This window comes from Arcanobacterium buesumense (assembly GCF_012563545.1).
Classification (GTDB): Bacteria; Actinomycetota; Actinomycetes; order Actinomycetales; family Actinomycetaceae; genus Arcanobacterium; species Arcanobacterium buesumense.
Genome location: NZ_CP050804.1, coordinates 1,330,949 through 1,350,995 on the forward strand (window position 1 = coordinate 1,330,949; position 20,047 = coordinate 1,350,995).

The following is a 20,047-nucleotide window of genomic DNA, read 5'->3' on the forward strand; positions in this document are numbered from 1 at the left end:
CTGTTCGTTACTTCTTAGCTTTCGTTACTTCCTATAGCTTGCCCTTTGGCGAGCAAGTAACGCTCCTGCTACACCGAATACCAAGGCTGTTAACGCTATTCCAAAAGGAAGATTCACGCCAGTTTTTGCCAAACTTCCGCCTGGCTCAGGCGTCTCCGGAGTTGGCGGAACATTCGGAGGAATATGAGTATTAGTAACAACAAAACCAGACAGTACATCACCGCTTACTACTGATGTATATCCGTCAACTGGCTCTTCAACGACCGAGTACTCGATAAGATGTCCAGCCTTCATCTTAACCAGTCCTTCAAACTGTGCTGACCAGTTATTATCTGCGTTTAGCTCACGAGTAATCCCTGTGCGAACGCCGTCAGCAACTAGTTCAACAACTACCCGATCTGGACGTTTACCATTTTGATTGTTGTTACCATCCCATACCTTCGATACGGGCACCGTAACCACATCAGGATTGTTGACAACTTTGACAACTCCGGGAACTGCCATTGACACTAAAACACCATCATCGTTCTTCCCCGCCTGAATAGGAATGTCAAATGCGGTGTAGGGATGAGAAATAACGTATGGCTCTGGAACACTAATCTCTTTTACTAGATACCGCCCCGGTGTTAAAGAAGGTTCTCCAGCAGGTGTAAATATGCCATCGTTATCCGTAACGAAAGTTCCATCTTGAGGGTCAAAATCGTCAAGTTTTATTTGACGTACATTAACTTGCTCGCACTGTTGGGCATCCGTACCATCGCATACTTCTATTTCTTCAGCTCCGGTCATGTCAGGAACACGTCCACACGCCGTCGTCGAATCGTCAACAACCTGATACAAAGCAAATTTTGCACCAGCAATCGGCGCTCCGTCTGGATCTGTTTTCTCGACCCGGAACGTTCCTGGATTCTTCTTGTAAGTGAAGTACAAATACTGTGTTTCTAGTCCTACCGTCTTATGATACGAAAGCTTAATGTTAGGCGCAGACTTAAACTGTGGAATTCCACCCGAATTCATGGAATCAAATATGCCATCTTCTTCTACCGGCAAGTCATTATCCACATATGTATAGCCAGGAATATCCTTCTTTACCGATTCGAATGTTGGCTTGTACGGCAGATCTTTATCTCCATAGTCAAGGAAACTATTTGTTGCACTATCGTAATTCATCACCCGTAAACCCGAAGCTGAAGCCCATGTTCCCGGTTGACGCATGGAGAACTCGTACGGCCAGCGGCCTAAACCAAAACTCCCTGCTCCATCTGCAATCTGTACTTCACCAGAGCTCTGAGCGATACTTGGATATTTTTCTGCCAAGTCTGGATATATGTCTGCACTTTTTTGTCCAGCTAAAACTGGAGCTAAGAATTGCTCTTGCGATTCAAGACACTGAATCGTTGTATATGTGGAGCCTTCTAACGGTCCAGACCATCGTGCTAATGGCCGATGAGGTAGTTTCAGTGCATTACCGTCTGCATCGAGCTGGTCAATTCCCAGGGCCTGCCGATATTCTGAATCCAGCACATAGCGAAAATCAGCATAAGCTGGAATCGACACATACAGGCCATTTGCCTTAGCTCCAATAGAACCGCCTTGAGTATCGCCGGTAGAACCTGTACCGATCGTCATTCCGCCGCCATCACCGAATACTGGCAAATATGCATCCCATACAAATGTATGTTCTTCATTAAACTCAAACAAATCATCGAAGACGACGTGTTTGGGCTCAAAGAATCCTGATGGGCGATCTGGAACATGGCTCCAGTCTCCATTGCTCTTCTTCACCACAACTGATTCTTGGTCCGCTGGATCGTATAGGTCTCGATCGATTGGTTGCCCATCAAGCATCATGTTCTCAACAGGCTTCCAAGTGTAGGGATCATTCGTATCACGGCGAGTATATTGCCATGTCACACCTAAGCGAAACTGGTTAGTAGGCGCAACGTTATCACCAGCTTGTTGGTCTTGATCGTAGAACCAGTGCATCGTTGTACGTATCCCATCACACGGGTTAATGACCGTGCGGAAAGCAAACGTTGATAACGGAGTGATCTGTGGGTTGTCTAAGCGAAGGCACCCATCTCCGTCGCCCCCCCCTGGCTGCCACTGCGGATCCACTTGGCCATGAATCCATTGATACGACAACGTATATTTTGGAAACGGCCGATTCGCCGCATTCACCGGAAGAGTAACCGCAACAATAATCGCTGTGACGAGACTCGCCACTATGCCGATAATCGCAAGTGCTTTCATCCGGATTTGTCGTGTTCCTAGCGATAATCGCATAATATTCGCCACCCAGTAAGAAGATCAAGAAATGCCAGTGAAATAAACATTTCACCCGTAATATAAGATAAATATCTTATTATCGTATCACGCAATATAGCTGTTGTGCAATGATAAGAAACACACCGTTTAGTCACTAGAGTGCTTCGTACGAAGACTTCCCTTGTAACACCGGATGGACATAGCACCACAGCGCAGAAATGATACAGACGGCGACACCGAAAACTATTGGTAGCACATGATTCCAACTGTATAAAGCAGTAGAGCCAATCGGGGCTATAGCATACGCAATACCACCGTTAGCGTTAAGAATCCCAGCTAGCCCACCTTGCTCATGGTGCTCAACTAGCTTTGTTGGACCAGCGTTATAGCCGGTTAAAGCCAGCCCCATTCCCAGGCCTATAGCAGCACACGCCACGAGATACACTCCCATGTGAGACGGGAGGAAAAGACACGCAACGCCAAGGCCAAGCATAAGAGTTCCTCGTCGTAACAAAACCGTTGGCTTCCACTTAGATACTGGTGCCACAACCGCTTGCCCGATAATCATCGCTATTCCCATCACGACCATACACAACGCAATCAACCCCGCTGAATAGCGCGGTTCGACGTCGAGCCCGTCTTGTAAAATAAACCCGAAAATCGTACCTACGCTAGCAAAGACAAGATAATCTAACAGACCGACGCTGAGGAACGGGAAAACTCGCGGATCGCGATAATGGATAGTTGCCGGCTTATCTACTCGATAGGTTTGGCTAGCAGGACTGAAAAATATGACAAGAACACATATTCCTACGCCCATCATCAGTGGCATAACAACAAGCGGAAGCATAATACCGCCTAAAGCAGCTAGTGCCCCGCCGATTATTGCTCCCAGAATTGATGCGATTCCTTGTGCTGCGCCTAAAGCACCAACTCCTTTGATTCGTTCACGTTCAGTAACCGTGTGAGTAACAATATATGTCTGCGACGACGGCGCAACAGCAGCAATCGCGCCACCATAAATAACACCTCGGGTCAGCAGAATCAACGCAACTAACACCCCAGTACTGAGGTATCCAGATAGCCCTAGATGGGATACATAGGCAAAACTAGCGAGCGCGATAAATCCAACGAACATTGATATCAGGAGGACACGGCGAGTTCCTAAGCGTAAGGACGCTCGGCCCCACATTCCAGCAAAACTTGCGAACATCACTGCTGCAGTTGAGATGGCTGCCCCAATATGCCATTCAGCTAAGCCAAGCTCTCGTGCTAACGGAGCCAATATAGGGTTGAGAATCATCTGTCCCATAAAAGCTAAAAGCACAGTGAAAAGCAGTATTGGAAATTCCTTATTTCGCATTGTTACGTCTCTATTCGTTCAAGAGCGCCTTATATTTACTAGCCGAAACTATTGCTAGGTGGCCGTATTCCAGCTTCTAAGGCGGTGATAATAAATTCTATTTTTGGTTCCACAAGATCACGATAAATGTCAGAGCTATTAAGAAGACTGGAGAAATCTGTACCTAATTGTTGGTTAGTAAGTTCTAGGTTCCGTTGGATAAGCTCTTGGCGTTCGTGATCTTTCGGGTCAGCACGGTAGGCGCTGACTCCTAAATGGATGGTGATTGTCGTATCGCCAATAAAGTCCAGTGCGAAAAGAACGATATCTTTGCTAAGCCCGGCATCGGTGAAATCTTCAACGATCGTTGGTACGCGCTTCATAAAATTAACCTGCGGGAACGGATAGGTGTAGAGCGTGAGGGCAAAACCCGGAAAGGCCTCGCACAATTCCCAACAGTAACGCGACCAGGCACGTAACATCTGTGGCCAGGAAGTTTTCGGAGCCACCCATGGCCGACGACGAGCAATTTCTTCTAACCCGGCAGCAACTAGATCGTCACGAGACTTGTAGAGCCGATATAAGCTTGGCGCACCAACACCAACTGCTTGTGCCGCCTGGGACATAGTGAACTTATCTATACCAATCTGTAGAACTGCGTCGATAACTTGATCGGCAGTGAACTTTGGCTTTGGACCAGTTTTACGTCCCAGGGGCATACGCATTATGTCAACGACCATCCTTTAGCTGCTTGACGAAGCTCCCAGAACTCTCGATACGTTCCATCTTTGTCAAGAAGTTCTTGATGAGTACCATGTTGAGCAATTCGTCCGTGAGAATCTAAAACAACAATCTGATCTGCTGTTTGGATTGTAGATAATTTATGGGCAATAACGACAAGTGTAGCCCGCTTGCGTAAATAATTCAGCGACTCCACCACATGTTTTTCGTTGGCCGGGTCCAATGCACTTGTTGCTTCATCAAACAGCACGATAGGTGCATCCTTGATAATAGCCCGGGCAATCGATACACGTTGACGTTCTCCGCCAGACAAGGCTCGCCCGCCTTCGCCAACCTTCGTGTCCCAGCCATCGGGGAGCCGGTTCACGATCTCAGTTACCCCGGCTAGGTCAGCGGCATGACGAATCTGTTGCTCGGTCGCGTCCGGATTGCCGACCCTAATATTAGCTTCGAGAGTGTCATCGTAGAGGTAAACATCTTGGAATACCCACGCAATTTGTTTCATCAGATCCGCAACGCGTTGTTCTTTCACCGGGACTCCCCCGACTAAGACTGCACCCCGATCAACTTCATAGAACCGTGCAATTAGACGGGCGAGGGTTGTTTTTCCACAGCCAGAAGGACCCACAATAGCAGTATAAGAATGAGGTGCAAACCGAATGCTGACACCATTGAGCACGGACGCGTCTGGAGTATAGCCAAAATAGACTTCTTGGAGTTCAACTGATCCTGGTTGTTCAATTGATTTTGGCGAAATCGGATCAGTTAAAACTGGCTCATCGAGTAGTTCATTAATCTGTAATAGCAGCGGCCTAGATCCTTCTAGCGCCATTCCTAACGAACCAATCTCGGACAACATCGTAGTGAAGCGAAGCATGATTCCAATAAAAACAATGGTAGCTATCGGATCGCTAAAACCAAAAGTGGTACTGACGGCAATAATCATCGAGAACACCGCAACGAACTGCGATGCGGTACCAACAATAATGTTTCCGAATAATCCCCACCATAGACCACGAATACCTGCTTTTTCAGATGCCTTTGTTGCGCACATCAGTGGCTCGAACGAACCTGCTTGTCCACAAGCTCGTAAAATTGGCTGGTTTTGCGCAAATTCCACAAGACGTGCCGATAATTCTTGCGACGGTGGAGTATTTAGCTTGTCATCGCGTTCTTTACAACGTTGAGCTATCCAAACGGCTACTAGCATAACCGGGACACTTATTGTTAAAAGAATACCCATTGACGGCGACCATATCCAGCACCCCACCAATAGCACCAGCATGGTAAACGTATTCATAATCATCGGTGCTAGAAAATGGGCAAATGATTCGCCGAGCATCAGCATTTGTTTCGATACTAGCCGGGAAAACTTTCCGGCAGTTTCAGACGTAAAGTAACCTAGTGGAAGTCGGGCCACTTGATCACCAATTTGCTTGTGCAAACTCACCATAGAATCCAAAGCAACTGAATAGTTTGCCATCGCAAGTACATACTCTAGAATTGCCGAGGTAATTCCTAAAAAGAGAAGAACACAGAGCCAACCAACAATAGATAAGCCCCACACATTTTCTTGCTTTACCAGCGCAGTTGCCGCAGGTAAGAACACTGATAGTGCCAAACCGCGTACAACGCCAGATATAGCGGCAAAGCTGAAAACAGCCCGGAGCTGTTTTTGTCCTTGCGAACTTAGCAACCGGAAAATCTGTTGGGTAATTCCTCGTGATACCGTTTTCATGCGTTCGTTCCTTCCCACAGAGCTGCATAGAGAGGATGTTCATTCACTTCATCTGGAGTGCCCACTGCGCTCAACCGTCCTTGTTCTAAAATTGCCACTTGATCCACTCCCTGTACCGATGCCGGACGATGGGCAATTGCAAGAACTGTTCTTCCGCCTTGTCGGGCTTTAATGAGTCGAGTTAAAGCCGTTTGAATAAGTGCTTCGGATTCCGGATCAGTAAATGCAGTGGCTTCATCCAAAATAAGAATCGGCGCATCAATAAGCAGTGCCCTAGCGATCGATAGTCGTTGGCATTGTCCACCAGAAAGATGGGTATCAACTCCGTAAACCGTATCCAAGCCACGTGGTAATGCGGCGATCTCATCAGCAATTTGGGCATCCCGCAGAGCCTGCCAGATTGCCTCATCGCTTGCTTGCGGGCATCCCAGCCGCACATTATCGCGAATTGACAGCCGAAGAATTTGTGGATCTTGCAAAACAAAACTTACATATCGGTAGAGCTGTGCATCAGGCCATTGCCTAATATCTACTCCACCGATAGTAATTGCGCCACTATCCGGGTCAGAGAACCGAGCCAAAAGGGTTGCCAAAGTCGATTTTCCACCACCTGATGGACCAATAAGTGCGGTTACACTTCCCGGCTTGAGCGTCAACGAAACATCATCAACGGCGAGATTATCACCATAGCTAAAAGACACATGGTCAAAAACTACTTCCTCTGGCACGGTTGTGTCATGATCGCCCCCGCGTTGATCAGACGCTCGAGAGATCTGCGGAATATTTAATATTTTTTGAATACGCAACGCTGCCGCGCCAGCCATCTGAATCGACCACGTCATATTGGCCAAAACTTCGATGGACTGTGGAATCATCAATGCAATAATCGCCGTAGGGATAACATCGGTAGCCCGAGCATAGCCATAATTAACCGCTAGCGCTCCCAATCCGAGATTCGTTAAAAGCAAAACAGAAGTTGAAATCGCCGAATATGCTAGTGCTGACATCCGCAGTAACGGACCACACCATGCCAGATAAAAACGGTGAAATTCTTCGCTAGCACAGCGGTAACGTTCATGTGCTTTACCAGTACGCCCGAAAGCCTTTACCACTGAGATACCAGTAATAAACTCAACCATCGTTGCCGAGACATAACCTAGTCGAGTATCCATCTCAGCAGTTTTTTCGCCCATATCTCGCATCATGTATGCCATCGCACCCAAATAGAACGGAATCGTGGCAATAGCGATTAAACCTAATATCCAATTCAGATAAAATGCATAAATCAACAGCGCAATAGGACTGATAATAGCAACGGTGTTATCCACCGGAGCGTGTGCAACAACTGTGTGAACATCGGCGGTGTCATCTTGAACAGCTTTACGTACTAGACCCGAGTTAGTTTTGGTGAACCACGATAATGGCGCTCGTGCAATACGTTTGGCAATTCGATCTTGCAAGATCCGACGTAAGTGAATATCAGCAAAATGTGTCACAGCTAATGCCACGACATAAAGGCATAGCCTGGTGAGGAATAAGCTCAGGAGTAATATGACTGCACTTTTAACTTCATTCGGATCAGGGCTAATATCTTTACGCCATGCCGCAAGCAATGTGCCAGACAGTTGAACTAAAACGATATATGGTCCAACCGAAAGTAATGCTGACATTACTGCAAGTATCCGTGCCAGCATGATCCTGCCCGAAATAGGTTGCAAAAGATCGTTAAACGCCACCCTTCCAGCTTTGTCTTTTTCTTTATTTGTAATGTCTGAACTATCAGGCATGCCAATCTCCTGTGTGGATTAGTTGTGGTGTAGTGGATTGTTAATTTGGTTTAGTTCTAGTATCCGATCAGCACATGAAGCGAGTAGCTCTTTATCATGCGTAATAACTACGACAATGTGCCCACGATTAGCTAGCTGCCGGAACAGTGAACTGATTGCTTGTAGCTGGCGATAATCCACACCCGATGTCGGTTCATCAAAAATAACCAGACGACGCCCAGTGGCTAAGGCCGCAGCAATAACAAGACGTTGCTTTTGTCCACCAGATAAACTCAGTGGGTGACAATGTTTAGACGATAATAAGCCGAGTTGCTCCAGCAAATTTTCTGCTCCAACCTCATTGTCAGTCCCTAGCGTCACTTCTTTAATGACACTATCGGCAAAGAGCTGGCGATGAACATCTTGCATAACAATAGAACTCAGCGATGATAACGCTCGAGATGAACGAGGTTTGCCATCGAGATATATGGTGCCAGATTGCGGCTTGAGCAATCCGCATAATAACCGCGCTAAAGTTGTTTTCCCAGCGCCGTTAACACCGGTGAGTGCAGTTATTTTACCGGCCGGAAGATCGACATTAAAGTCTTGGAAAACCACATGACCCGGGTAGGAAAAATCGAGATGCCGCGACGATACTCCAGAGGTTATTGGTGGTTGGGAGGCTTGCTCGCTACCAGTTTCAACACAGAGAATCTCACTATTTCTTGGCAAATCCAAAACGCGCAATCCACGACGACGCCGTTCGTCGTCGTCGAAAGCGAAAAACGTTGCTCCATCAATAATTTCCGGATCAGAACCAGGGCAAAAATAGACCACCTGGTCCACGAGATCGCGCAGAAAATATAATCGGTGTTCAGCGATGATAATCGTTTTTCCAGCCGCTTTTTGGTGGCGCAGTACACTCGAAAAATTATCAATCGCTTCCGGGCTTAGGTTCGACGTCGGTTCGTCAAAAAGTAAAACCGGAACCATAGATGCGAGTCCACTTGCTTGCGCCACAGATTGAAGCTGCCCACCAGATAACGTATGCAGGCTTCGTTCTAACAGATGATATGTGCCAGTTTCTTTTGCAGCATCGATGCATCTATCCCACAGTTGTTCCGACGGCACACGGTAGTTTTCACCTGCATATGCAATTTCAGCCAAAACATGCCCCGTGAAAAACTGTGTCCGGGGATTTTGGAACACAGTGGCGCTTGTTTTTCCGATATCTGTCAGATCGACGTCGTCCACCTTATGTCCACTAACCGTCACGCTTCCACCCATATGCCCGGGCTGGAGTTGCGGGATTAGACCGTTGATCATTTTCAACGCAGTGGATTTTCCGCTTCCTGACGGTCCACAAAATAGCGTGCAACTTCCCGCCGACATATGGAGATTCAAATGTTGGAAGACGAACGACGGTTGCTGGCCTTGTGGAGCAGGGTAGGCAAAGCAAACGTCACCAAAATGAACTTCCCCGTTATCGTGCTTAGTCATCGTATCAATCCTGGAATATGCGCAAAACCGAGTAGTTCTTCTCCAGTTGGATTCCAAAACCGCATCAGAACATAGCTCATAGTGACGAATAAAATAAGTGCATCTGCTGGCCGGAATCGAGTTGCGTATAACGGCAGTGGCCGCTCGTTAGACCCTAGGCCTCGGATCACTGCAGAGGCAGTGAGATCGTCTGCAATTCGAACAACTCCAGCTAACAACGGAACAATTAAATATTGCACCGTTTGTGTTGGGTGACGGATTACATCTGCGCCTACAAGGTTTATTCCACGCAGTTTCATTGCTTCTTGGATAGCTTTGAACTCGGCAAGAATTGTTGGAATGAAACGTAGCATCACGAGGATGGCCGAAACAAAGCTTGCCGGCAAATATAGTGCGCGCAGTGCCGCCCCCAGTTCAGAGGTGCTGATGGAGTAGATAGCATAAATACCTATAGTTGCAGTCAAGATGAAACGAGACATCCAAAAGCTGATACCAATCAAGAAGGCAACAAATCCGTTAGCACCTAACGACGCACCATAGTAGGTGAACAAAAGAAATCCACTCTCTAGAGCCACGAATCTGATAACGCCTTCAAGCGTCCCAACCGAAGCAAAAAGAATTCCGACTATGGCAGTTGCCGTGAGTAAAACAGGAGCGCTAGCGCCACCAATGACGGTGATGTTTATTGCTAAAACGACTAGTAGAGTTGTGCGCGGATCATTTTTAAAATAGCGAATAGGCTTCCATGAAGTACACATTTGTTCCATGTGTAGTTGATGATGTGCCTGTTGGCTTACAGCATGCGATGTCATCTTCGTATTTAGGCGATCCCAGCTTTAGCGAAATTTTTGCGGAGAATTATCGTGCCTATCCAACCGCCAATAAGCGATACAAAGAAATTAGCAATGGTAAAGATGACGATAATTATCGGCGTGAAAAGTGCCTGCATCTGATCGGCGTACTGTTGCCCCATCTGCACAGCGACGTCAGCAAAGTAGGCATCTGCACCATAGAAGATCGGAAGCCATGCACCAAAGTACCATACCTGAAGGATCGCATAAGCAAAAATATTCTTCGGACCGTTAACGTAGTTTCCGGATTTGGCTACTAGATCAGCAATAAATGACGTCAAAGTAGTAAAAACTAGAGTAGTCCAAGCATGGCCAGTTAACATCATCAATAAACCAACAATGATGCCCAAAATACTTAAGGCGCCGAATGCGCGAATTTTATTGAGCATCAAAACAATGACTGTACCTTCAATTAACAGCGACAGCGGTATACTGATGAACATAAAATATGGCCCAAAAAATCCCAGCATGCCGATAGTAAAGAATACAACGAAATATATGGCCGTAAAAACACCAATATAGACAATTTTTTGCGCATTGGTACCTGATGCAGATCGTGTTGTGAGCGCAGGCATCATTTGATCGTCAGACATGACAAACCTTTCATACTGAATAACGTTCACAGTTAGGTTAGCATATCCTAATACCGAACACTATTTAGTATTAAATTACTCTCTGTTGTCCACCCCCGCGAGAGCTCTTTTGCCAAGGCCGATCCGTAGCTTAAATAGCCACTAACAGTACAATCACTTCACCCGAATCGTCCTGAAACATAATCTTCAGTCTGCTTGTTAGCCGGGTTAGAGAAAATCCGCTCCGTATCGTCATACTCCACAAGATGCCCCGGCTTGCCTGTGCCGTCGATGTTGAAGAACCCCGTTTTTTGAGAAACACGGGCAGCTTGTTGCATATTATGCGTCACAATCACGATTGTGTAGTCTTTTTGAAGCTCCTGCATAAGATCTTCAATGGCAAGAGTGGAGATCGGATCGAGTGCAGAACAGGGCTCATCCATCAATAACACATGCGGCTTAACCGCAATTGCACGAGCAATACATAAGCGCTGCTGCTGGCCACCGGAAAGGGATGACCCTGGCCGATCTAATCGATCTTTCACTTCTTCCCATAGGTTTGCGCCACGTAGTGAGGTTTCGACAATTGCTTCGGCATCGCTTTTCGAAATCCTCCGATTATTCAAACGTAATCCGGCTAGGACGTTATCTTGGATGGACATTGTTGGGAAAGGATTAGGACGTTGAAATACCATACCAACATGCTCACGCACCCGAACCGGATCAACACCAGGAGCATAAATATCTGCTCCGTCAATAATGACCGAACCTTTCGAATGCGCTCCGGCAATAACTTCGTGCATCCGGTTCAATGAACGCAAAAATGTCGATTTACCACAACCTGATGGACCAATAAGCGCAGTGATTGAGCGCGCTTCGATCTCAACATTGACATCTTGGACAGCGAGGAAGTCCCCGTAGTAGATATTGAGGTCTGATACTTTAATTCCGTCTTGCACGGTTAGTCCCTTCGTTTATGATAATGCCATGGAAAATAATTAAGCGATTCCCTGGGGCGCGAACCGTTTAGCGATCCAGCGCGCAAAAAGATTAAGGAGCAATACAATACCGATCAAAATCAGTGCTCCAGCCCACGCCGTTATTTGGTGTCCTTTGGTGTACTCGTTATACACATAGACCGGTAAGGTGAGCATCTGACCGTGGAACATATTCAGATTGTATGAATCTGTGGTTCCCGCGGTGATCAACAACGGAGCTGATTCACCAATAATGCGCGCAGTCGCGATCACGATTCCCGAAACAATACCGGAAACTGCGGTACGTAATACCACGCGGAGGATCGTTGCCGCCTTAGAGACACCTAACGCGTAGGAAGCCTCACGCAATTCATTGGGAACAAGTTGTAACATTTCTTGAGTATTTCGAACCACGAGTGGAGTCATTAAAACCACTAACGCAATCGCTCCCATGAATCCAGACTTGAACTGAGCTTGCCCGAACAGTTGCTGATTAACTATCGGGATGAGAGCAGCTGCGAATAAACCAGCAACGATTGACGGAATACCCGTCATCACATCTACCAAAAAGGTGATGATTTTCGCGAAAGTACCCCGGCCATATTCCACTAAATACACAGCGGTGAGCACACCGAAAGGTACCGAGATTAACGCGGCCGTACCTGTAATTAGCAAGGTTCCAATAATCGCATGCCCTGCTCCCACAACGGTATCAACATTGGATGAACCAAACGTGGTGTGGGTGAAGAATCCGCTTTGAACCATGCGGCTCCAACCATGCGAGGTCACAGTGTAGAGCAAGGAAATCAGCGGGATAACAGCCATCACAAACGCGCCCACGATAACGTTGGTAGCCAGACGATTTTTACCGTAACGCCGCCCTTCAACTGCGAAACCAAAAATGGCTGATAAAACCAAGAAGATGGCAACTGCGATCAAACCTGCAGCGACGATATCTGGCTGGGCTTGCCCTATAACAAAGAAAAACAAAGAGATAGTAAGTGCCACTCCACCAGCTGCAATGTTGAACCATTTTGGTAGGTAGTGCTGTTTGCGCGATGTGAATGTCTCGGGCATAAGGTCAACAGTAGAAAAGGTACTCATGCATTAGCTCCTGAAAACTCTGCGTAGCGGCTGACAATGGCACGAGCCACGAAATTGACGAGGAAAGTAATGATAAACAAGATGAAGCCGAGAGCAACCAGGAAGTCAGATGAGAGTCCAGAAGATTCTGGGAACCGCAAGGCGATCTGTGAGGCGATCGTGGAGTGTTGGCCTGGTTGGAAGATCTTGAAGTTGATCATCAAGCCCGGAGAAAGAACCATGAGCAATGCCATTGTTTCGCCTAACGCCCGACCGAAACCAAGCATTGTGGCCGAAACAATACCAGAACGCCCGTGCGGAAGAACAACCATTTTGATCATTTCATATCGGGTAGCTCCCAAGGCAAGGGAAGCTTCTTCTAACAATCTTGGAGATTGAAGGAATACTTCACGGCACAAGGAGGTGATAATTGGCAAGATCATCACTGCTAAGATCACTCCACCCATCATGATATTGCGTGCTGGTGGCACAAAAACCAAGGCGTCGGGCTGCAACGGGCACCACGAAAAGTTTTGCGCCAGTGTGGAAAAACCAGGTAGTCCCCCACTCCAGACTTCTTGGCCGTCAACGATTTCTTTTGTTCCGGAGATGAATTCAAAAACTGGGGTTAACGACGTCGCTATCGAGGTAAAGATTGGGCGCAATAGTGGTTCTAGGGTCCACATTCCCCATAAACCAAACACCACGGATGGGATGGCTGCCAACAAGTCAATTATCGAACCGAAAAACACCGCTAGGCGACGTGGAGCGTAGTGGGAAATAAAAAGCGCGATACTCACTGCAAAGGGCACTGCAATAATTAGTGCGATAATCGAAGCGAGCATAGTTCCAAACAAGGCAGCTACGGCGAATTGCCAGAAATTCTTACCCCGAGCAAATTCAACGTTTTCTATAATCGTCGAGGACGAAGCAAACAGCGCATTTTTAGATGATAGCAGCAGGAAAATCGCAACTGCCGCCAATAAAACGAGAATCATGGCGCCTGCGCCACTAGACATCCATCGAAAAATCTTATCTACTTGTGATCCACGTGCCACCGGTGACCAGATCGCATGCGGTCGCTCGTCACGATCACTCACAGGGCGATCTATCACTGCCGGAGTATGTGTTGCAGGCATGTCACTATCAACTACCGTATGTTTGTCCACTAGATCCTCATTTTCTGTTTGCCCACCCAAGGGCAGTGCTGGACCAGCTTGGTAGGGACCGGTCCAGCACCGAGATATTAGCCGTTGATAAGCTCAATAGCCTTCATAACCTTGCTGCGTAACTCATCCGAAATCGGGGCATTACCACCGCTTGATCGCGCCGCAACTTCCTGACCGTCAGCAGAAGCCACATAGGTCAAAAAGCTCTTCACATTCGCAGCGGTTTCTGCCTGGTCATAGTCAGTACACGCCACCAAGTAGGAGACCATAACGATTGGATAGGCTCCGGCAATCGAACCATCCCGCTTGAGATCTACCGTCAAACGGCGCTCAGTAGCGTCAGCGCTAGGGGTGGAACCGTCAACGATTTTCGCAGCAGCTTGAGGCGAATATGGTAAGAATTGTCCAGCTATTTCAACTTCAGCTGCACCAAGATCACCAATCTGGGATGCATCGGCGTATGTAATTGCACCCGGAGTGGACTTTACAAGATTAACTACACCAGAAGTCTTTTCTGCCGACTGAGTTCCGGTACGTGGCCAGGTATCGGAGGGTTCATAGGACCACTCACTGCCAGCAGCTTCACTCAAATACTGTTGAAAGTTTTCCGTAGTTCCAGAATCGTCAGCACGATTAACCGGAATGACTGCCAAATCAGGCAGTTTCACACCCGGATTGAGCTGAGCAATCTCGTCATCGTTCCATGAAGAAATTTTCCCATCGAAAATATGGGCAATCACTTGAGCAGAGAGTTTCAACGAGTCAATACCCTCGAGATTGAAAGCTACGGCAATAGGGGAAATATACAGCGGCAATTCTAGGGGTTCTGCGCCACAGCGCTGCGTGGCTTTTTCCACCTCGTCGGCCTTCAGTATCGAATCGGTACCAGCGTAGGCTACTTGCCCCGAAATGAACTGCTTGCGGCCAGTACCTGAGCCAGTTGGATCGTAATTGACGACGATGCCGGAATCGGTAGTGAAATTATCACGCCACGCTTGTTGAGCATTAACTTGAGAGGAAGCACCAGAACCATTCAAGGACGAGCTTGAAGATGCGGATGTGGAACCTTCAGTGGTATTTTCAGCAGGGCCAGCACATGCGCTAAGACCGAGAGCCAAGACTGATAGTAACGCAACGGTTTGAGAACCAGTTTTCTTAGTCAAGATTCGTTTCCTTCGATTGACATGTGAGGGTTATTCTCCCTCACCTGAAATTCAATCTAATAGGTCAATGTAACCGTAGTATTCACGATAGGTTAACAGTGGGTGAACATTACGTAGCTATTATTCGGCGACAAATTTATATCCCAAACCGCGCACCGTAATAAGCATGCGTGGCTGGCTCGGTTCCGGCTCAATTTTTGATCGTAACCGTTTGATATGTACATCGAGAGTCTTCGAATCCCCAATATAACCAGCGCCCCAAATCCGATCAAAAATCTGAGTACGAGTCAATACTCGACCCGCATTTTCCATCAACAATTCGAGAAGCTCAAACTCGCGCAACGGCATCGTAACTTCGTGACCATCAACGGTGACCACATGCGATTGCGGATCGAGGACAACTGAACCTACCCTCAGTGCGCCAGCCTCACCGTCATCGTCGAGAACAATTGGGGCAGTGCGCCGCAACAATGCGCGCACCCGAGCCAATAGTTCGCGATACGAATACGGTTTCGTGATGTAATCATCGGCACCGATCTCTAGGCCCACGACTTTATCAATCTCAGAATCTTTCGCACTGACCATAATGATCGGCATGGTCGATGTTGTGCGGATTTTCCGGCATACTTCAGTTCCAGAAAGTTGTGGCAACATGACATCAAGTAACACAAGATCTGGAGAATGGGCCTGAAAAGCCGCGAACGCTTCGCTACCGTCAGCCGCTGTCACAACAGAAAAATCATCTCGTTGTAAGTTAAAAGCGAGCGTTTGGCGTAAAGTCGGCTCATCTTCAACAACCAGAATCATCGTCATTCGTTTCCTCCTTCGGCCTGGGACTGTATGTGTCGAATAGTATGGTGGGCCAGCGGCAAAAGAATCGTAAACGTCGAGCCTTGGCGAATTTGACTCCACAGTTTCACTTCACCGCCATGGTCATGGACAATATGTTTCACAATGCTCAACCCCAACCCGGTTCCGCCAGTTTCGCGCGAACGTGCCTCATCACCGCGATAGAAACGTTCAAAAACGCGTTCTTGTGCTTCATCAGAGATACCTATTCCGGTATCAATAACGGCAATGGAAACCTGATTGTTATGCCGCGATACAACAACCGACACCCGCGAATAGGGATGGGAATAGCGCACCGCATTATCCAGCAGATTGCGCACTGCAGTGATAAGTAAAACCTCATCGCCAAGAATTTCTATACCTGATTCACCGCCAGAAACAAGGTCAATGTGGCGTGCGTGTGCTTCAACGTCAGTTCGTCGGAGAGCTTCGGCGACGACGTCGTCTACCGAAACTAGCTGCGGATCAGTTAAGGCATCAGATTCTTGGAGGCGCGAGAGTTGGATAATTTCTTGGACGAGCTGAGCCAACCGATCTGTCTCAGTTTCTAAGGATGCTGCGAAATGGCGAACTTGGTCCGCATCATCGCTAATAGTCCCGATTGTTTCCGCCAGTAATTTTATCCCACCAATGGGCGTTTTGAGCTCATGCGAAATATTGGACACAAAATCGCGACGAGTTTCTTCGAGGCGAATTTTTTCGGTGTGATCTTCAAATAACACCACAACTCGATCAGAGGATGCTTTAGCTACCCGTACCCAAATTCGACGTGGTCTGCGGTGGCGCTTTCGCACACTGACCATATCAAACTCTACGTCTGTGGCCTGCCCAGAAAGGAACACTTCGGTAACAATAGTTGCCAGATTCGGGCGTAATACCCCATCTTGAATCATTCCGAAATTAGTTGCCAACTGTGATGCGCGGATAATGTTGTTATCTGAATCAAGTAAAATAAATGATTCAGGCAAAGTATCGAGAATGAGCATCACATGCTCTTCGGTACTATTCTTCAAGAGTGTCAGTTCTTGGCGCTCGCGGTAGCGGCGCACGCGCAACTCAGTTAACCAGATACCGCCGATCATGGCAGCTCCGAGGATAAGCCCGAGCGCAAACGTCAGTGCATCGTGCATACCTCCACCCTATCGGTCGAACAGCCTAGAGACGAGTCAGATACATTTTTGACACCAGTTGTTAACCTTCAGGTGGGTAAAAATTAACGCAAATATGCTTTACTTCTATGAAGACAGCCGTGTTATACCCCCGCAACTGAGGAGATCTTGTGCGCGAACTTTTCCATCAACAGATGAACCGCTTATCAGATACTATCGTGCTTGAAGCCAAGGCCGTAAAGAAGGCAATGAACCGAGCGAGCGTGGCGATGCGTGATGCTAACTTGGCTAAGGCTGAAAAAGTTATCGACGCCGATCGTAAGATTGACTTCTTTGAACGGTCAATTGACGAGATGGGGGTTTCGATCTTGGCTCGCCAAGCGCCAGTTGCTTCCGATCTGCGTGTTGTTGTTTCTGCGTTACGTGTATCTTCTATTTTGGAGCAGATGGGCGATCTTGCCCGGCATATCGCGTATGTTGCTCGTAGCCGTTATCCGCACGCAGTTTTGCCAGATACTGCGCTTGGCGTACTTGTGAAAATGGCCGAGCACGCTAGCTCAATGGCGGAAAACGTGGCACTACTCATTGAAACTCGCGACCTGAAATTTGCTACTGCTATCGAAGAAGAAGATGATTTCCTTGATGAGTTGCACGAGAAGACATTTAGCTACGTTCTCGACAATGACCTTGATCTGACCCGGCAAGAAATAATTGACATTATCTTGCTTGGCAGATATCTCGAACGGTTTGGCGATCACGCGGTTTCGGTGGCCCAACGAGTGCAGTTCATGGTCAATGGTATTCAAGATTTTAGCGACCCGTTTGCCGAAGTTGATCTTACCGAGATCTGAAAACGGGCTATGAAGGCACTTCGCGCTGGTGGAGGAAGTCCTTACCAGCGCGAATGTTTTTGTGCCGAGATTGGTGTAGTGGTATTTGTGAGCTTAGTCGATGTAGACGGCTGTTCCAGAGGCGGTGACCATGAGCATGTTGTTTCCAGTGCCGAGTACTTCGTAGTCGATATCGACACCGACGACGGCGTTTGCGCCAAGTGCACTTGCTCGGTTTTCCATTTCGTGGATGGCTGATTCCCGGCTGTGTAGGAGCTCTTCTTCGTAGGAGACAGACCGGCCACCAAAGAAGTTCGTTAATCCGGCACTGAGATCCTTGAGTGCGTTCACGCCTTGGATGACTTCGCCAAAGACGATGCCGTGATAGCGAACGATGTGGTGTCCTTCGATTGTTGGTGTGGTTACTGAAATCATCGAATACCTCCGCGTAGTGTGTGAGACTAAGTTGATGTATAACTTGTGGTGGGTTGGTCGAGGCCGAGGCGTGCAATGAGCTGATCGACTCGCTGTGCAATATCTTCACGTATTTCTCGAACGACGCTGGCTGGCTGGTTTGCTGGATCTGCCACGTCCCAGTCTTCATAGTGTGTGCCGGGAAAAATTGGGCAACTTTCGCCGCACCCCATGGTGATGATCCAGTCGCTTTGGGAAACATTATCGCCGGTGAGCATGGTAGGCGTAGTATCGAGTGGTTCCAATCCGATTTCAGCTAAGGTCTCATACGTTTGGGGATGAAGCTCACGAGCGGGAGTTGTACCGGCAGAAAGCACACGTACACGATCGTCAGTTTTTGCCGCCATCAATGCAGCCGCAATCTGTGACCGTCCGGCATTTTTTCGGCATGCGAACAACACCGTCACTACGTGGTTACGGTTAGTATGCTTCATCGCATATCTTCTTTCGCCAGTCGGTTGATAACGTTCGACCAGTTTATCGCATTCTGTTAAGGTTCGACACGTGAAACTGCCACCCGTGCCTGTGGTGAGAGCACCGCAGCTAACGCACACTTCAATGCATCTCCTGGGATGAACGGCAACATTCCTGCCCACATCAATTCACTCCATCCAAGGTCAACACCCGTGGCGTGCATCATGAGCCACAGATACGGGACGCCGAAAGCGTAGATAACGAAGGAAGCTCCCCCATACATCAATAGCGAGGTCGAGATTCGACGATCCCAGCCGTGTTGTGCCAGCCACCCAACCACAGCTGTAGCAACGATGAAACCGATCAGATAGCCAAAGGTGGGCTTAAATATCATCAGTGGTCCACCAGTAAAATGTGCAAACCATGGAATACCGGCTAGGCCACCCACAACATAAGTCACCATTGCTGCCGTGGCTCGCCGATACCCTAAGGTGACGCCCAAGGCCATCACCCCAAATGTTTGGCCAGTAATGGGAACAGCGCCGATAGTGACATTCAGTTGGGCCAATACCCCCATCATGAATGCGCCACAAGCAACCAAAACCAACGTATTGAGACGCGTTTGAGCCACGTGATGCACCATAAACGGAGTCGTTGCTGGGCCGGTTAGTCGAACTGGGACACGAGTAGAAAACATGAATAATCCTTTAATAGTTGAACGAAACAATCATTTATTGTTGGCAAATAACAGCTATCGCTGCGGCATAGTTGCCATCATGGGACAGAGAAATACAGATCTGTGCTGGCGGTAATGAACACTCGAAGGCTTCTTTTACCTCCCCAGAAAGAACAAGAGCAGGACGATGCCACGCATCGAGAAGAACTTCGATCTGAGAGAAAACCTCAACTGTATCGGCGATCGCCGGCTGATGTCCATATAGTGCTTGGGACCACGCCTTAATGAAGGCTTCCCGGGCAGCCCAGCGCGCTGCAAATGATGCGTCCGGATCGGCAGCAACTAAACAGGCACGCTGTTCTCGGGCAGTGAAAATGGTACGGAAGCTACTGCCCGGCTGTGCCAGCTGGCCACTAAAGTGCGAAATAGCAACCAGATCTATGCCGATGCCGGACAGGGGGCGGCCGGCAGTCGCCAACGCGGCCGCCCCTAAATCCCGGAAAATCTGCTGATGATCCATAGTGT

The 20,047-nt window shown here is 48.0% G+C and carries 19 protein-coding genes; 1 reads left to right on the plus strand and 18 read right to left on the minus strand.

The window, feature by feature from the left end:
• Window positions 1-24: 24 nt before the first annotated feature.
• The 14 genes from HC352_RS06130 to HC352_RS06195 all read right to left on the minus strand — a co-directional run bounded on the left by HC352_RS06130 (window position 25) and on the right by HC352_RS06195 (window position 17,149).
• Window positions 25-2,286 carry a Cna B-type domain-containing protein gene (locus HC352_RS06130; protein WP_211080635.1) on the minus strand — a complete coding sequence of 754 codons (2,262 nt, stop codon included), beginning with the start codon at window positions 2,284-2,286 and terminating at the stop codon, window positions 25-27.
• Between the two features lie 136 nt (window positions 2,287-2,422).
• Window positions 2,423-3,631: an MFS transporter gene (locus HC352_RS06135; protein ID WP_168918060.1), complete on the minus strand. Its 1,209-nt coding sequence runs from the start codon at window positions 3,629-3,631 to the stop codon at window positions 2,423-2,425.
• A 38-nt stretch (window positions 3,632-3,669) separates the two neighbouring features.
• Complete coding sequence (locus tag HC352_RS06140) at window positions 3,670-4,335, minus strand: TetR/AcrR family transcriptional regulator (protein ID WP_168918061.1); 666 nt, start codon at window positions 4,333-4,335, stop codon at window positions 3,670-3,672.
• A complete protein-coding gene (locus HC352_RS06145; protein ID WP_168918062.1) occupies window positions 4,335-6,089 on the minus strand; it encodes an ABC transporter ATP-binding protein in 1,755 nt (584 codons plus the stop codon). Before HC352_RS06145 ends, HC352_RS06140 begins: the two co-directional genes overlap by 1 nt.
• A complete protein-coding gene (locus HC352_RS06150; protein ID WP_168918063.1) occupies window positions 6,086-7,876 on the minus strand; it encodes an ABC transporter ATP-binding protein in 1,791 nt (596 codons plus the stop codon). The genes HC352_RS06145 and HC352_RS06150 overlap by 4 nt, the downstream gene beginning before the upstream one ends.
• A gap of 18 nt (window positions 7,877-7,894) precedes the next feature.
• Window positions 7,895-9,355 (minus strand): ABC transporter ATP-binding protein, encoded by a 1,461-nt coding sequence (locus tag HC352_RS06155; protein ID WP_168918064.1) that lies wholly within the window; start codon window positions 9,353-9,355, stop codon window positions 7,895-7,897.
• A complete protein-coding gene (locus HC352_RS06160) occupies window positions 9,352-10,167 on the minus strand; it encodes an energy-coupling factor transporter transmembrane component T family protein (protein ID WP_211080636.1) in 816 nt (271 codons plus the stop codon). The genes HC352_RS06155 and HC352_RS06160 overlap by 4 nt, the downstream gene beginning before the upstream one ends.
• Before the next feature lie 8 nt (window positions 10,168-10,175).
• Entirely contained in the window at window positions 10,176-10,799 is a 624-nt protein-coding gene (locus tag HC352_RS06165; RefSeq protein WP_168918066.1) for an MptD family putative ECF transporter S component, read from the minus strand.
• 158 nt (window positions 10,800-10,957) lie between these two features.
• Window positions 10,958-11,737, minus strand: coding sequence for a phosphate ABC transporter ATP-binding protein PstB (pstB, locus tag HC352_RS06170; RefSeq protein ID WP_168918067.1), 780 nt, complete (start codon window positions 11,735-11,737; stop codon window positions 10,958-10,960).
• 39 nt (window positions 11,738-11,776) lie between these two features.
• Window positions 11,777-12,859 carry a phosphate ABC transporter permease PstA gene (gene pstA, locus HC352_RS06175; protein ID WP_247645175.1) on the minus strand — a complete coding sequence of 361 codons (1,083 nt, stop codon included), beginning with the start codon at window positions 12,857-12,859 and terminating at the stop codon, window positions 11,777-11,779.
• Window positions 12,856-14,007, minus strand: coding sequence for a phosphate ABC transporter permease subunit PstC (gene pstC / locus HC352_RS06180; protein WP_247645176.1), 1,152 nt, complete (start codon window positions 14,005-14,007; stop codon window positions 12,856-12,858). The genes pstA and pstC overlap by 4 nt, the downstream gene beginning before the upstream one ends.
• A 77-nt stretch (window positions 14,008-14,084) precedes the next feature.
• Window positions 14,085-15,170 (minus strand): phosphate ABC transporter substrate-binding protein PstS, encoded by a 1,086-nt coding sequence (gene pstS, locus HC352_RS06185; RefSeq protein ID WP_168918069.1) that lies wholly within the window; start codon window positions 15,168-15,170, stop codon window positions 14,085-14,087.
• Between the two features lie 120 nt (window positions 15,171-15,290).
• On the minus strand, window positions 15,291-15,983 hold the full coding sequence (locus HC352_RS06190) for a response regulator transcription factor (protein WP_168918070.1): 693 nt from the start codon (window positions 15,981-15,983) through the stop codon (window positions 15,291-15,293).
• The gene (locus HC352_RS06195; RefSeq protein WP_168918071.1) at window positions 15,980-17,149 is read right to left on the minus strand and encodes a sensor histidine kinase; all 1,170 of its coding nucleotides are present in this window, start codon (window positions 17,147-17,149) and stop codon (window positions 15,980-15,982) included. The genes HC352_RS06190 and HC352_RS06195 overlap by 4 nt, the downstream gene beginning before the upstream one ends.
• 149 nt (window positions 17,150-17,298) lie before the next feature.
• On the opposite strand from HC352_RS06195, the gene phoU reads away from it, so the two are divergent.
• Entirely contained in the window at window positions 17,299-17,979 is a 681-nt protein-coding gene (gene phoU, locus HC352_RS06200) for a phosphate signaling complex protein PhoU (protein WP_168918072.1), read from the plus strand.
• 93 nt (window positions 17,980-18,072) lie between these two features.
• Here the strand turns inward: phoU and HC352_RS06205 are convergent, their stop codons facing one another.
• The 4 genes from HC352_RS06205 to acpS are packed head-to-tail and all read right to left on the minus strand — an operon-like array spanning window position 18,073 to window position 20,042.
• Window positions 18,073-18,393 (minus strand): putative heavy metal-binding protein, encoded by a 321-nt coding sequence (locus tag HC352_RS06205; RefSeq protein ID WP_168918073.1) that lies wholly within the window; start codon window positions 18,391-18,393, stop codon window positions 18,073-18,075.
• A 26-nt stretch (window positions 18,394-18,419) separates the two neighbouring features.
• A complete protein-coding gene (locus tag HC352_RS06210; RefSeq protein ID WP_168918074.1) occupies window positions 18,420-18,866 on the minus strand; it encodes an arsenate-mycothiol transferase ArsC in 447 nt (148 codons plus the stop codon).
• Window positions 18,867-18,922: 56 nt separating this feature from the next.
• Complete coding sequence (locus tag HC352_RS06215; protein WP_168918075.1) at window positions 18,923-19,543, minus strand: biotin transporter BioY; 621 nt, start codon at window positions 19,541-19,543, stop codon at window positions 18,923-18,925.
• 34 nt (window positions 19,544-19,577) lie between these two features.
• Window positions 19,578-20,042 carry a holo-ACP synthase AcpS gene (gene acpS / locus HC352_RS06220; RefSeq protein ID WP_168918076.1) on the minus strand — a complete coding sequence of 155 codons (465 nt, stop codon included), beginning with the start codon at window positions 20,040-20,042 and terminating at the stop codon, window positions 19,578-19,580.
• Window positions 20,043-20,047: the final 5 nt, after the last annotated feature.

Bases quoted from the DNA above. Each gene is read 5' to 3' on its own strand.
- HC352_RS06165 (WP_168918066.1), bottom strand. From the start codon at position 10,799: ATGTCTGACGATCAAATGATGCCTGCGCTCACAACACGATCTGCATCA.
- HC352_RS06210 (WP_168918074.1), bottom strand. From the start codon at position 18,866: ATGAAGCATACTAACCGTAACCACGTAGTGACGGTGTTGTTCGCATGC.
- HC352_RS06160 (WP_211080636.1), bottom strand. From the start codon at position 10,167: ATGACATCGCATGCTGTAAGCCAACAGGCACATCATCAACTACACATG.
- HC352_RS06135 (WP_168918060.1), bottom strand. From the start codon at position 3,631: ATGCGAAATAAGGAATTTCCAATACTGCTTTTCACTGTGCTTTTAGCT.
- HC352_RS06190 (WP_168918070.1), bottom strand. From the start codon at position 15,983: ATGACGATGATTCTGGTTGTTGAAGATGAGCCGACTTTACGCCAAACG.
- HC352_RS06205 (WP_168918073.1), bottom strand. From the start codon at position 18,393: ATGATTTCAGTAACCACACCAACAATCGAAGGACACCACATCGTTCGC.
- HC352_RS06140 (WP_168918061.1), bottom strand. From the start codon at position 4,335: ATGCGTATGCCCCTGGGACGTAAAACTGGTCCAAAGCCAAAGTTCACT.
- HC352_RS06130 (WP_211080635.1), bottom strand. From the start codon at position 2,286: ATGCGATTATCGCTAGGAACACGACAAATCCGGATGAAAGCACTTGCG.
- HC352_RS06215 (WP_168918075.1), bottom strand. From the start codon at position 19,543: ATGTTTTCTACTCGTGTCCCAGTTCGACTAACCGGCCCAGCAACGACT.
- HC352_RS06150 (WP_168918063.1), bottom strand. From the start codon at position 7,876: ATGCCTGATAGTTCAGACATTACAAATAAAGAAAAAGACAAAGCTGGA.
- HC352_RS06145 (WP_168918062.1), bottom strand. From the start codon at position 6,089: ATGAAAACGGTATCACGAGGAATTACCCAACAGATTTTCCGGTTGCTA.
- acpS (WP_168918076.1), bottom strand. From the start codon at position 20,042: ATGGATCATCAGCAGATTTTCCGGGATTTAGGGGCGGCCGCGTTGGCG.
- pstA (WP_247645175.1), bottom strand. From the start codon at position 12,859: ATGAGTACCTTTTCTACTGTTGACCTTATGCCCGAGACATTCACATCG.
- HC352_RS06155 (WP_168918064.1), bottom strand. From the start codon at position 9,355: ATGACTAAGCACGATAACGGGGAAGTTCATTTTGGTGACGTTTGCTTT.
- HC352_RS06195 (WP_168918071.1), bottom strand. From the start codon at position 17,149: ATGCACGATGCACTGACGTTTGCGCTCGGGCTTATCCTCGGAGCTGCC.